This window comes from Algibacter sp. AS12, assembly GCF_046736315.1.
GTDB lineage: Bacteria > Bacteroidota > Bacteroidia > Flavobacteriales > Flavobacteriaceae > Algibacter_B > Algibacter_B amylolyticus.
This window is the reverse complement of record NZ_CP151841.1, coordinates 2,039,163-2,053,319: the sequence shown is the minus strand read 5'-3', so window position 1 is coordinate 2,053,319 and position 14,157 is coordinate 2,039,163. Positions and strand designations below refer to the sequence as shown.

Sequence of the window (14,157 nt, the reverse complement as noted above, 5' to 3'; positions counted from 1 at the left end):
AGTTATGCAAGAACTATTAGGCACAAATTAGTATTAAAACAAAACCGCTATTACATAAGTAACAACGGTTTTTAAAGCATGAAATTATAATTTGGTATTACTTATTGTGCATAGAATATTATAGGTAGTGTGTAAATAACCCCTATATTTTTATTATTCTGTTTACCAGGAATCATTTCTGGTATAAAATTAATGACCCTTGCAGCTTCCTCTTTTAATTTATCATGATCTGCTCGAGTTTTAACATTGGTAACTTTACCGGTTTTATCGATGGTAAACTGCACATCTATTTTTTGTTTTCCTTCCAAGCCGTATTGCACAGCGATATCGCCTCCATCAAATTTTCGTTGAATTAGCTTTCCAATTTTATCGGACATACACTTTTTACGTTCGGTATTGTTCTTAGATTTTTCGCAACCCGGATAGATTGGTACTTTCTGTACAAAAACAATAGAAACAGGCTCCTCATTTTCTGGGTTGTCGTCAACCACAACCGCTCCAGGATCTACTACAGGCGTTATAGGTTTCTGTTCTTCGGTAACAAGTTCTAGTGCTTCTTCTAAAGTAACATCATCTTCAACTTTTTTAATTTTATTAATAAAAACAACTTCCTTTTTAGGCTGTGGTTTTACCTCGGGTTTTAGCAATTCTTCAACTTTAATATTGTTAATTGAAATTTCCTCAGGAATATCTGGAGGCAGAACATCTGCCACTCGAGGTATAGTAGTCTCGAATTTCATTTCCAACAACCCAAAGGAAATTAGTAAACATACAATTAACCCAATTTGAAAATAAAGGGTTGAGTTTTTTTGTAAATTTGCATCATGCTTTTGTGATTTTTCCACGATTTTCTCATTTTGCCGAATGAGATCGTGAGTTTTCTTTTGATTACTCATAATAATTAGAATTTAAAATGTTAATATTATGCTAAAGTCACAATAAGCATACCAAAAAGAAATCCCGTTACAGTTTTGTAACGGGATTTTATATTAAAATAAAATTGAGTTATTAGAACCCACTGTTTTCAATAACTCTAAAAACAAAAAAACCTCGAAGCTAACTTCGAGGTTTTTAATATATAAGTAAAACTTATGTTTTCTTAATCTTGTACTTGGAAAATAATTGGTAACGAATATGGAACGTTTACCGGCTTACCACGTTGTTTTCCTGGTTTCATTTGTGGTAGCAATCCAATTACTCTTTTTGCTTCCTTCTCTAAACCTGGGTGTGGTGCTCTTGCACGAATACCTGTAACTGTACCTGTTTTATCAATTTTAAAAATAACGTTTATACGTTGTCTTCCAGATAAACCTAAGTCGCTAGCTAACTCAGTATTAAACTTTTTATTTACAAACTGAGATATTTTTTTAGACATACAATCTCTCTTTTGAGTATTGCTTCCTTTTTCACATCCTGGAAAAACTGGTACGTTTTCAATAACTGAAAATGGTACATCAATATCTTCCTCTATCTCTGCAACCTCTACTTCTTCAACCTCAACAATTTCTGTTTCTTGATCAACCTCTGTAGATTCGATTACTGTTTCTTCAATTTCTACTTCATCTTCAACAATCTCGATCACTTCTGGCGCTGCAGGTGGTGGTGGAGGTGGTGGAGGTGTTTGTAATTGTTCAGTAATTGGGATTTCTTCATCCTCAATTTCTTCAAGATCTAATTGTCCTATATCTATTTCAACTTTATCATAAGTTTTGTAATTGATTGCGTAATTTGTTAAGAACAACATTAACGCTAATCCAATTGCGAAGTAAAGTGAACTGTTACGTCCAACATTTGCTTGGGGATTTTTTTTAGGTTCCATAATTTAAATCGTTTATCAAGATTGCTAAAATAACTATTTATTTATCAAAAAAGCAAGCCTTTAAGAGTTTTTAATATGTAATTGGTTTTTAAACCACAATACGGTTGCCGCAATTAAGGCTCCTAAAGTATTAGCTAAGGCATCGTAAACATCTAAGGCTCTTGAAGCTGTCATTGTTCCTTGTAAAATCTCAATAACTATGCCAAATAAAACAGCGAAAATAAAAGCATAAATTAAAGCTTTCCTTTTTTTAAAATTAAAGGTAAAATACAAGGCAAAATACCATAATACAGCAAAAAGACTGTAAGCTAAAAAATGAAATATTTTATCGCCAAAAGATATTTCTAAATCAGGAAGGCGACCATCTAAATTAATTAAGCTTACTACTGCTAATGCAATGGCATATACTAAGGCTACAATAAAAGTTGCTTTTTTAAGCACCAATTAAGGCTTTATAATCATCGGCAGATAATAATCCTTCTGCTTGCGATAAATCCGAACATTTTAATTTTATCATCCAACCCGCTCCATAAGGATCCGAGTTTACCACTTCTGGTTCATCCTCTAAACCTTCATTAAACTCAGTAATCTCACCAGTTAATGGTAAAAATAAATCAGATACCGTTTTAACCGCTTCAACAGTTCCAAAAACCTCATCGGCTTCTAAAGTTTCATCAACAGTTTCAACCTCAACATAAACAATATCACCTAATTCACTTTGTGCAAAATCGGTAATTCCAATGGTAGCAACGTCGCCATCTAACTTAACCCATTCGTGGTCTTTCGTGTATTTTAATTCAGCAGGAATATTCATTTTATAATTTTAATATATTTATTTAACAAATGTATTTATTCGCAATCACTTTTCAAACCTCAAAACGGTAATTAACAAGCTTAATTTTTTGGGCGTTACCACTAGGGTCGGGCTATCCAATACAAGTCCTCGCACCTCCTTCGTCGGGCTGTGGGCTTTCCTTTACTATCCCTAACGCGGGGAAAACCTTAAATATAGTACCTAATACTAAGTAAAAAGACTATCAAGTAAATATCAATCTATAATTAATTCCCGAAGTTATAACGTACTGTAAACCCAGATCGAATAGTAGTTTGCGGGAATGCAGTAGAAATAGCGTAATCAGAAAACGTATAATCAAAATAGAAAATACCTGTTAGGTTTTTACTAAAAGCATAATCTGCCGAGTATTTTAATCCCCAAATAGTTTGACCAGATGTAATTTGGTTATTTTCTAAATCTAAATATCTAATTATAGTTTTATTATCTCTAACCGAAATATCTGCCTTCATATTTAAATCGCTAACAATACGCTTTTTTGGTCCTGCTAATTTCGATCTAATACGTAAATCTTTAATTCTATACCCTAAACCAAAAATGTACTCGTTGCCTTGTACCTCGGTTAACAGGTTGTTATCAAAACTTAAAGACAACATTCTATCTTTTTTAATTTCAGCTTGCACCCTAACCGAATTATTCATTTCCATATCAATTCTAACCAACGGACTAAACAATTCTGTTAAGTTAATATTACTAAACAGTCTTTCGTTTTTAAAATTACCAGATTGATCTTTTGATGCATCCGATTGATCTGCATAAGCAATACCTGGCGTTGGTGGCGCTTCATTACCCACCCCGTTTGGATCTATATTTAAATTGGTGCTAAACTGATTTATAGTGTAAGCCGAACGGTAACCATGCGTTAAAGAAAAACGTTTAAAACGCTTTTTAAACCAACCAAACTTCATGAATCCCGTATATTTTAAATCCCAGTTAGGAATTGGAATATCTCTAAAAGCTCCTGTTTGTACTTTATTAGCATCTTGACCAGAATAAGCTGCTAAAAAGGCTGGTAACAATACTTTCTGGTTGTTTTTACCAAAACCTAAAGGAAAGTTAGTTTCTGGATCTCTATCATAAGTGGTTGTGCCATAAAACTCTTCGGCTAGTCGTTCTGCTACTTTTAATCTGTTTGCTCTAAAATCATCAAAAGCATCCGATCGTAATTCATCACTTTGGCTAAAGGCTGTTTTAATTAAAACCGTCGATATATTAAAATTACCAAAGGTATTTGGTGTTAATGGGTTGTATATACCATTATCAACTCTGTAGTTCTCTGTAAAATTTTCGTAATACGCTCTATTCCCTACAATATCAATTTTTAAATCTTTAACAGGCTGTAAACTTGCCGAAATATCTAATTGTTTTGTGTTTGTAGATGTAAATTGTTGGTTAAACTCATCGAAGGTTGTTAGCCAACCACGTCTTGCAGCTAAATACCTAACATCGCTTTGGCTACCAAATGTAAAACCAACTGTTGGTTTTAACGTCCCTACAAATCCTGGAGTGTTTAAATATCCTGGTAAATACATACCATTATTCTCGGAGTAGTTAACTTGAATTCTTTTTACACTTGTTAAAATATCTACACCAGCATTTAACAATTTGGTCATGCTTTGGTTTTTAACTCTAGACGTCTTCTTTTTAGTGTCTTTAGCATCGCCTCCCGGAGGTGCTCCGCCTGGAGTTGTTCTAGTTCTTACACGTCTAATTGGTTTTTTAACCAAACCTATATACTTGTAAAAACGATTCATATCCAACGAGGTGTTGATATTTTGAACGTTCGAGTTTTGTACCGTGTTTCCTAAATCGTAAGTCACACCATCAACCTCTAAACTACCATATAAATCTGAGCCTTTTTGCCATTGAAAACTTCCTGTATATTGATACGTGGCATCAATAAAGCTAAACATTGGTAATTTATTAAGTGGTAGTTGGTAAGTAACCCCTAAATTTTGTGTTTGTCTGTTAGGGTCTCCAATATCCATTAACCCATCCCAAACATCTAATTCATCGTCCTGTTCACCTGCAATTAAATCATTGTCTTTAAAATAATTTCTAACAATATTATTATTAGCCGCAGTAAAATTGAATTGTAACGATTTGGTTAAATTGTAATTAATAGCGTATTGAAAATCGAAGGTATAATTTCTTCTAAATAATTCTTCAATACCAATATTACCACTATCCGCAGTTAAATCTATTTCTCTAAACTTTTGACGATTAAACTGTCTATTAATATCCGTATTAATAGTAAAGCTTGTTGGTAATAAATTAAAATTAAACTCCTTTAATATTTTCCAGTATTTACCAGTAAAAAGCGAATCGTTTTTCTTGAAAGGCTCTATAGTAATAGGATTAAAGTTATGTGCATAATTAGCACCTACACGTAAAGTTTTACTAACTGCATTTTCAATTTCGAAATCTCGGTGTTGTACTTTGTTATAAGAATAGTTTAGCGTAACATTTTCTACATCGTAAAAACGCGGTTTCTTATCTGTAGTTCTCGTTTTTCTTACTCCAATAAAGTTAATACTTTGACGTTTTGTATAATCTTCAGATTGTTGCCTTATAGTTTCTTTTTCTTGTTCGCTATCAGCAGCATCTATTCGAGACTCTAAAGTGATATCTTCATAAAACTGATCGTATTTTGGTGTAATTAATTCTTCGCTTTGCGAGTAGTTAAAAGGCACTTGAATACCCCATTTTTTTGGTAATAACTGACCAACATTAACATTGGTAACTACGTCGTATTGTTTAACATCTTCTAAACTACGCTGACTCGGACCTTGTTCTAACGAACCAAAACCAGATGTACTTTGACTACCTGTGGCACTTATACTCGCAAAATCGGCAATATTAGTATCCATACTTACTACGGCCGCCCAACCACCTTCGTTATCTAAATCGGATAAACGTAACTCATTAAACCAAACCTCAGCACAAACATCATCACTTGATGTTGCATTTTTAACACCGACCATAAGTGTTCTAATATCTCCAAAGTTAGGATTACCTTTAATAGCCACGCGATGTTGACCAGGAACATATCCCATATACGTACCACCTTCGGCAACTCTAGAAATTTCATTATCAATAACATCGTAAAATCTAGCCTCACCATTTGTTGGTGTAGCATCTACAAAAGATTCCGCTTTAACTTTCCCTAAAATATCTATTGGTAAATTAATTTCGTTGTTTGTTGGCCATAAACCATCTCTAGTTGTAGATGAGGATACTTCTAGAGGTACTTCTATTTGATAATAATTTTCGGTTAAATCATTACCCATTCGTATAAACCCAACTAATTCGTTGTCTGATAAATCTCCTATTCCAGATTCGCCATCTTCAGCATGCATAAACATACGCATACGTTTATATTGACGCATATCCAGATTAATATTTTTGTATACCGCTTTAGAATCTTCTGCTTCTAAATTACAAACCTTAACTACTAAAGATTGCTCGTTTTGGCTAACCACTGTGTTGTTATTATACAGCTCTTCTGGCTCAATTCCTGGAGGGCGTTGGTAACTTCCTTCATTTTCTATAGTTCCAATAACACTTACAGAAAAATCTGTTTGCTCATCCTCTGGCGTTGCATCATTTAAATCTAAAGCCTGTGTGTAACGTCTCCAATCACTTCTAACCAAATCTAAAGTACCAAAACGAAATACCGTTGCTTGTTGAAATTCTTTAAGGTAAATTCTAGCAAACCTTACCGAACGTAAATCACTTATTCCACCTATAGCCTTAACATGACTACCTTCTACAGGAATTCTAAATTGATACCATCTTACGTTAACAGATTCGCCATTGGCAAGCGTACGTGGTTGATCTTTAAAATCTCTTAAAAATTCCTTTAAAGGATTTCCATTAGGAATATTATCGAAATCGGCTTGACTCTGAGGTAAATTAGTTCTATTAAGATCTAATTCATATTCGTAATAACTATCAATCGTGTTCATGGTGTTATCACGATTTATATCCTCTACATCTGGTTGTGTATTGGCTGCTCTATCGGTATCTGAAAACGTATCAGGCGTATTACCTTCTACACCATTATACCTTTTATAACGCTCAAAAATATCTCCACTAGTATTTAAAAAATACGAGTAATTATCCTTTGCAGGATCATCTCCAAATTGCGATCCAAATTTTGCTATCTCATCCGCATCATCATAACCATCGTATCCAACATCTTGATTAGTTCGTTCATCGCCGGTACTATCAAAGGTATAAAGTAACGATTGGTTTTGAGGAACAACAGTACCCCAAGATGTTTCGTTTAACAAACTAATATCGCCATCTTTTGGTAAGCCGTTTTCATATAGTTTTTTTCCATCCTTAATAATATCTTCTGAAATATTACCTAGGTTAAATACTAATTTACCTCCCGGATTTGATGGGTTATCTTGAAACGGATCTTGTAACCAGAAATCGATATATTCTACATTTTGTTGCTCAAAATCGGTAGAGGTTAATTGCCTTGTAATACCTGCCCATGAATCTTGAGGAGTAGTAAGCTCTTCATTATTAATATTGGTGGTCTGGAAGTTATAAGGTCCACGCTCTTCTGGATAGTAAGCTAAATCTAAAGTATAAATTACTGAGTTTTGCCCTTGAACTAAGTCTTGATTAGGGAATAATTCATTTATAAATACACGACTTGTATATAAGCTAGATACATCTTCATCTGAAATTTCATCTGGTCTTTGCGAGCTATAAAATATAGGATCGATAGTATACCAGTTTAACAAGGCTCTGTTATAACCATTCTGAATACCTGCTTGATCTTCAAGCTCACTGTCGTCGCCATCGCCATCAATATCTAGCGGTCTACTAGATAAAAACCAAGATTGTTGCGAGGTTAAATCGATGCTGTTTTGCGAACCCTCAAAATCGTCGATATACGATGTGGCTTCGCCTTCTAAATCTGTTCCTTTTGGTGCTCCCGGAGCTAAATATGCAAACTCGCCACGAAGGGATAAGTTAGACTCCACATCGGTATCGATATTTGGTAATTTATTAGCCAAACGAGTTAAAAAAGGTACTTTGGTAGAAAAGTTTCCATTTAAACCAAAAATGGTGTTGTTTATTGATTCTGAACCGTAATTGGCTTTCTGTGTTATTGGTCGTTCGTTTAGGTTTAATAATGTAGCTCCTAAAAGAAAATTTTCGTTGAATTTATGTTCTACATTTATTCCGGTAAAACGTTTAGTTTGTTGCCCGAATACGGCATTATTTTCGGTTGATACTTGAATTGGTGTATTTGATGCTTCTAAAGATGCATCTAAAATTTGAACCCTACCTAGTTGATAATTTACGGTATAGTCGATACCTTCAACCAATACACGCCCACCAGCAGTTACACGCACAGATCCTCTTGGAACATTAAATGCTCCTATAGGAATACCATCGCCTCCTCCAGAAGATTTATAGCGTCCTTTTAATTTGAATTTATTTTTTTCAGCCTCCTCTAAAGCGGCTGTTTTTGTGCTTTTATAAAGCACATCGTAAACGTACTTTTTCTGATCTTCATTGAAGAGTGCGTTATCCTCGTCGTCGTAATTGTTACCACCACCTAATACATTATATAAATACTCTCCAAAAGGCTCAGCACTTGTAAACACAATTTTTCCGTTTTGTGGAATAACGGTAATGCCCGATACAAAATCGAAAAAACCATCGCCTCGAGATTGCGGATCGTTATTAAAGTTTAATTTATCTAAATTAAAAACCCTTAGTAATGGTGAGTTTTCAATAAGATCGTCACTTGGTGTATTTGAAGTCACAGAGTTTCCGTTAATATCCAATTCGAAACTAGCACCAACAGGCGTAATAAAGTTAAGCGGAGAAGCTTCGTTATAAAAAATGTTTAATGTAAAGTCATCTTGACTCAAGTTGTAAGCACCCGTATCATAGATATTTTTCATCATTAAATCCCAAATAGGCTGCTTCACATTGGTAATACTACTCTTTAACATTTTTAAAACAAGGGCAGTATTTACTACCGAAGTCACCTCGTTATTGGCGTTGGTTTCAACTTCTGTGGCCTCCAAACCATCGTTAGCAAACTCACCAACTTGATATACCTTACCACCAACGGTGTATTGATATGCCACCGCTAAAACCTCATCATTACTAAGTCTTTGACTTAATGAAATGTAACCTAGCTCTGTATTTAATGTATATTCTTGACCGCTAATTAATTTTCTTGCATTTTCAAGTTTAGCATAATCAGCTCCTTCATCAACTTCATTATTTAAAGTCCCAAAACCTTGATCTGCTGTGGATATATCTCGTATTTGTTGGGTTAAAACTGAACCACCAGTTGTAATTGTTAATGGATTAAATCCATTATTACCATTATCTGGAAAAGCCCCTGGAGCAGCAGATATAGGTACCGATGTAGAATAGGTTTTATCGCTCTCTCCAATATCTTGAAGCGCTACAATATTTCTAACATTTTCTGTTCTGTTACTTCTATTAGTCACCCAAACTTCCAATCTTGTAATTTGTAAACCTTTATTGTTTACAAAAGGGTAGTTTGCCAAAGCCGTATCGTATGTATCTCTAAAGTATTGTGCTAGGAAGAAGTGCCTGTTTTCATCGTATTCTCTAATAAAAAACTCAAAATCTTCTAGCGTCCCTCCACCTTGAGCTACCACGGTATTGGCTTGCGATTTTTGTTCGGAAAACACACCTGTTACGGTTGTTTTTCCGAATTGTAATTGTGCCTTTACACCAAATAAACTTTGTGCTCCTGTAATTAAAGAGCTATTTAAAGGCATACTTACATTACCAACTTCAATTTTTTGAAGAATATCATCTTCAGTTGGTGTATATTCTAATTTTATAAGTTGCTGAAAATCAAATGTAGATTGTGTGTCGTAATTAGCATTAACCTGAAGCCTTGTACCGACTTTACCTAATAAACTTAAACTGATACGCTGGTCGAAATCGAAAGTAAAATTACTTCTATTTCGTGGTGAAAACGATGGATTATCTTGTTTTGAAAAAAGAACACCTAAATCCATTTCTACCGATCCTTGAGGAATAACTTCGATAACGTCACTTCCAAAAATACTGGTGAAAAAATCTGATTTTACATAGAATTCGGGAAGTAAGTTTTTCTGAGTTTCTTCTGAACCTTCCTTTTTACCTTCAAAAGCGTCAATTTTCTCTTTGTAGTAGCTTCGTAAATTTTCTTTGGCAACTAACGCGTAGTACTCTTTTGGCGTAAGTATAACCGGATAGTTAATATTAAAACTACCTATTTTTTCGGTATAAATATACCTATCCGTTATGGGATCGTAAGAATATTTAGACTCCACACTATTAGGATTAGGTACTTTTATTTTCCCTAAACTAAATCCAGTTTGTACAGAGTCTTGTGCTGGTTGCTGAGACCAAGCAACAAAAGAATAACAAAGCAGAAATGCTAATAGGAATGTTTGTTTAGTAAGTTTATAGTTAGTTTGGTTCAAAATATATTATAAATTTTTTAAGGCCTGCTTTATAATAGTTTCTACATCGGCATCTGGGTGTCCTATCATAATTTTATCCACAACACGTTCTGCTTGTTTTTTAACAAAACCAAGCACTTCTAAAGCAGATAACGCTTCATCTTTGTTGGTATTGCCTTGAGGCATAGAAACATCGTCAATATCGTAAATCTTTAATATTTTATCTTTTAAATCTAAAATAACACGTTGCGCGGTTTTAGCTCCAATACCTTTTACAGATTGAATTAATGCTACATCTCCACTAGCTATACCTTCTCGAACTTGTTTTGGAGTTAATGATGATAACATAGTACGGGCAATACTAGAACCAATACCACTTACAGAAATTAGTAATCTAAAAATCTCGCGTTCACCAATAGAAGAAAACCCATATAATGTATGAGAGTCCTCTTTAACCTGTAAATGTGTATATAATTTTAAAAGCTCGCCATCTGGAAGTTGAGAATAAGTGTGCAATGATATGTTTAGCATATACCCTACGCCATTACAATCAACAACAACATGTGTTGGATTTTTTTCGGTAAGCTTTCCTTGAATATGTGTTATCATAAAATGTTAATCGTTAACCCCCAAATGTAATAAAATTATTAACATTTAATTTATATACTATTTACTAATCGACATTCCAGCAATAAATTAGCTGATTTTCTATTTAGCTTTAAATGTAATTACTTATTAGTCCTACAACCCCGGGTTTTCTTTTTCCCATTTTTCCTTGTTCTGAGCATCAATAACTGCAATGGCAGCCATATTTACAATTTCATCAACACTTGCTCCTAATTGAAGGATATGTACGGGCTTGCGCATACCCATCATAATTGGACCTATTGAATCTGCTTCGTACAATTCTTTAAGTAACTTATAAGTAATATTTGCTGAATCTAGATTTGGAAAAATAAGTGCATTTACTTTTTTACCAGCCAATTTTGAAAATGGAAAACGTTCCTGAAGCATCTCATCGTTTAAGGCAAAATCTGCCTGTAATTCACCATCTACAATCATCTCTGGATAATTTCTATGCAACATAGAAACAGCCTCTCTTACTTTGGATGCTTTTTCACTAATGGACGACCCAAAGTTAGAATAAGATACCATAGCTAATACTGGATTTAAGCCAAACATTTTAATTACTCTATCGGTCATTTGAGTAATTTTAGCTAATGTCTTAGCATCTGGATCTATATTAATTGAGGTATCACTTAAAAATAAAGGCCCTCTTTTTGTCATCATTAAATTGGTAGTTGCCGCTCTACTCACTCCTGGCATAAGACCAATAAGCTCTAACATAGGTTTAAGAACCGTTGGGTAATTACGAGAATACCCGGAAACAACAGCATCTGCATCCCCTTCATTAACCATCATAGCTGCAAAATAATTACGCTCACGCATTAATCGTTGCGCCGAATAGTAGGTTACACCTCTGCGTTTACGTTGCTCCCAATAAACTTTAGCATATTTATTTTTACGTTCGTTTTCTTCTTCTGTTTTAGGATCTATAATAGGAATATCTGCGTCAAATTCAATTTCTTTCATTAAGGCTTCAATAGTTTCCTTTCTGCCTAAAAGAATTGGCATTGCAACACCATCTTCATGCACTATTTGTGCTGCTTTTAAAACATCTAATTGGTCTGCTTCGGCAAAAACAACACGCTTAGGGTTTAGTTTCGCACGATTTAATAATAATCTAATTAACTTATTATCGGAACCTAAACGTTCTCTTAAAGTATCTTCATATTTTGCCCAATCGGTAATTGGGTATTTTGCAATACCACTATCCATAGCTGCTTTTGCAACCGCTGGTGGGATTTCGGCAATTAAACGCGGATCGAACGGTTTTGGAATAATATAATTTTTACCGAAAGTTAATCGCGTTTCACCATAGGCAATATTTACTTGCTCTGGCACAGGCTCTTTAGCTAACTTAACAAGAGCTTTTACTGCTGCCATTTTCATGGCTTCGTTAATACCAGTAGCGCGAACATCTAGGGCTCCTCTAAAAATAAACGGGAAACCTAAAACATTATTTACTTGATTAGGATGATCACTTCTTCCTGTTGCCATTATAATATCCTTACGAGTAGCAATTGCTAAATCGTATTTAATTTCAGGATTTGGATTAGCCATAGCAAAAACGATAGGGTTTTTAGCCATGCTTAGTAACATCTCTGGAGTAACAATATCTGCCATAGAAAGTCCGATAAAAACATCGGCATCTTTCATAGCTTCATCTAGTGTATCTATTTTTCTATCGGTGGCGAATTCGGCTTTTTGCGAAGATAAGTCCCCTCTATCTTTTCTAATAACACCTTTACTATCCAGCATTACCATATTTTCTCCCTTTGCACCAAAAGCTTGGTATAAGCGAGAACATGAAATAGCTGCAGCACCGGCACCACTAATTACTATTTTTACATCTTCAATTTTTTTCTCTGATAATTCTACAGCATTTAATAAGGCTGCGGCCGAAATAATTGCAGTACCATGTTGGTCGTCATGCATTACCGGAATATCCAGCTCTTCCTTTAAACGTCTTTCAATTTCGAAAGCTTCCGGCGCTTTAATATCTTCAAGATTAATACCACCAAAAGTTGGCGCAATATTTTTTACGGTTTGAATGAATTCTTCTACATTTTCAGTATCAACTTCAATATCAAACACATCAATATCCGCAAAAATTTTGAAAAGCAATCCTTTTCCCTCCATAACAGGTTTCCCTGCCAAAGCACCAATGTTCCCTAAACCTAAAACGGCAGTACCGTTAGAAATTACGGCAACTAAATTCCCTTTAGATGTATAGCGGTATGCATTTTCTTTATCTTTTTCAATTTCTAAACAAGGTTCTGCAACACCAGGTGAATACGCTAAAGATAGATCTCTTTGACTTGCGTATTTTTTGGTTGGCACCACTGCAATTTTACCAGGAGTTGGTTTTGCGTGGTATATAAGGGCTTCTCTACGTTTGCTTTCTTCGCTCATAATATGGTTAATTAACTAAACGAACAAAGATAATAATCCTAATATGGAAATTACTAATCTTTCAGGAAATTGATGTTTCTTTTTAGTCCTGAAAATTTAGTGCGTTTAACAGGAGAATTTTTGAATACTTTTTTGAAAGTGTCTTCAGTAATCTCTTCCCAATCTTTTTTTGTCATGGATAATAATTCGGGATGCGGATTGAACAAGGGTTCGCTGTGGGATTTTGAAAATCGGTTCCATGGGCATACATCTTGGCACACATCACAACCAAACATCCAATCGTCCATTTTTCCTTTAAATTCCGTTGGTATGTTTTCTCTTAATTCTATAGTAAAATATGAGATACACTTACCACCATCTACCACGTAAGGTTCTGTTATGGCCTCTGTAGGACAAGCATCAATACAGGCTGTGCAGGTTCCACAATGGTCTGTGGTAACCGAATCATATTCTAAATCCAGATCAATAATTAATTCTGCTATAAAATAAAATGAGCCTACTTGTTGCGATAGTAAATTACTATGTTTCCCTATCCATCCCAACCCAGATTTTGCAGCCCAAGCTTTGTCTAAAACTGGTGCAGAATCTACAAAAGCACGACCATGAATATCTCCTATTTCATCTTGAATAAAATGTAATAACGATTTCAACTTATCTTTTATAACAAAATGATAATCGGTACCGTATGCGTATTTTGATATTTTAAATGCCTTTTCCGATTGATTTTCAGAGGGGTAATAATTTAATAACAAAGACACTACACTTTTAGAATCTTCAACCAATTTTGTTGGGTCTAAGCGTTTATCAAAATGGTTTTCCATGTATTGCATTTGCCCATTCATGTTGTTATTTAACCACTTTTCTAACCTAGGAGCCTCTGCCTCTAAAAACCCTGCTTTACTAATACCGCAAGACAAAAACCCAAGACGTTTAGCTTCAGATTTTATAAGTTGCGTGTATTTAGATTTATTATCAATCAC

8 protein-coding genes are annotated in these 14,157 nt (G+C 34.5%); all 8 read right to left on the bottom strand.

The genetic code is table 11. From position 1 onward, the window contains the following. Positions 1 to 101 precede the first annotated feature (101 nt). The 8 genes from AAFN75_RS08400 to queG all read right to left on the bottom strand — a co-directional run bounded on the left by AAFN75_RS08400 (position 102) and on the right by queG (position 14,157). Positions 102 to 845 (bottom strand): energy transducer TonB, encoded by a 744-nt coding sequence (locus AAFN75_RS08400; protein ID WP_411809130.1) that lies wholly within the window; start codon positions 843 to 845, stop codon positions 102 to 104. A gap of 254 nt (positions 846 to 1,099) precedes the next feature. Beyond that, complete coding sequence (locus AAFN75_RS08395) at positions 1,100 to 1,819, bottom strand: energy transducer TonB (protein WP_144115132.1); 720 nt, start codon at positions 1,817 to 1,819, stop codon at positions 1,100 to 1,102. Between the two features lie 60 nt (positions 1,820 to 1,879). Next, positions 1,880 to 2,260 (bottom strand): VanZ family protein, encoded by a 381-nt coding sequence (locus AAFN75_RS08390; protein WP_183822287.1) that lies wholly within the window; start codon positions 2,258 to 2,260, stop codon positions 1,880 to 1,882. Further along, the gene (gcvH, locus tag AAFN75_RS08385) at positions 2,253 to 2,633 is read right to left on the bottom strand and encodes a glycine cleavage system protein GcvH (RefSeq protein WP_411809129.1); all 381 of its coding nucleotides are present in this window, start codon (positions 2,631 to 2,633) and stop codon (positions 2,253 to 2,255) included. The genes AAFN75_RS08390 and gcvH overlap by 8 nt, the downstream gene beginning before the upstream one ends. Before the next feature lie 245 nt (positions 2,634 to 2,878). Next, positions 2,879 to 10,162 carry a cell surface protein SprA gene (gene sprA, locus AAFN75_RS08380; protein ID WP_411809128.1) on the bottom strand — a complete coding sequence of 2,428 codons (7,284 nt, stop codon included), beginning with the start codon at positions 10,160 to 10,162 and terminating at the stop codon, positions 2,879 to 2,881. A gap of 6 nt (positions 10,163 to 10,168) precedes the next feature. Then, positions 10,169 to 10,750 carry a Holliday junction branch migration protein RuvA gene (gene ruvA / locus AAFN75_RS08375; RefSeq protein WP_411809127.1) on the bottom strand — a complete coding sequence of 194 codons (582 nt, stop codon included), beginning with the start codon at positions 10,748 to 10,750 and terminating at the stop codon, positions 10,169 to 10,171. Between the two features lie 132 nt (positions 10,751 to 10,882). Beyond that, a complete protein-coding gene (locus AAFN75_RS08370) occupies positions 10,883 to 13,177 on the bottom strand; it encodes an NADP-dependent malic enzyme (RefSeq protein ID WP_411809126.1) in 2,295 nt (764 codons plus the stop codon). 53 nt (positions 13,178 to 13,230) lie between these two features. Next, the gene (gene queG / locus AAFN75_RS08365) at positions 13,231 to 14,157 is read right to left on the bottom strand and encodes a tRNA epoxyqueuosine(34) reductase QueG (protein WP_411809125.1); all 927 of its coding nucleotides are present in this window, start codon (positions 14,155 to 14,157) and stop codon (positions 13,231 to 13,233) included.

Coding starts and splice junctions, on each gene's coding strand:
- AAFN75_RS08395 (WP_144115132.1), bottom strand. CDS start 1,819: ATGGAACCTAAAAAAAATCCCCAAGCAAATGTTGGACGTAACAGTTCA.
- gcvH (WP_411809129.1), bottom strand. CDS start 2,633: ATGAATATTCCTGCTGAATTAAAATACACGAAAGACCACGAATGGGTT.
- ruvA (WP_411809127.1), bottom strand. CDS start 10,750: ATGATAACACATATTCAAGGAAAGCTTACCGAAAAAAATCCAACACAT.
- AAFN75_RS08370 (WP_411809126.1), bottom strand. CDS start 13,177: ATGAGCGAAGAAAGCAAACGTAGAGAAGCCCTTATATACCACGCAAAA.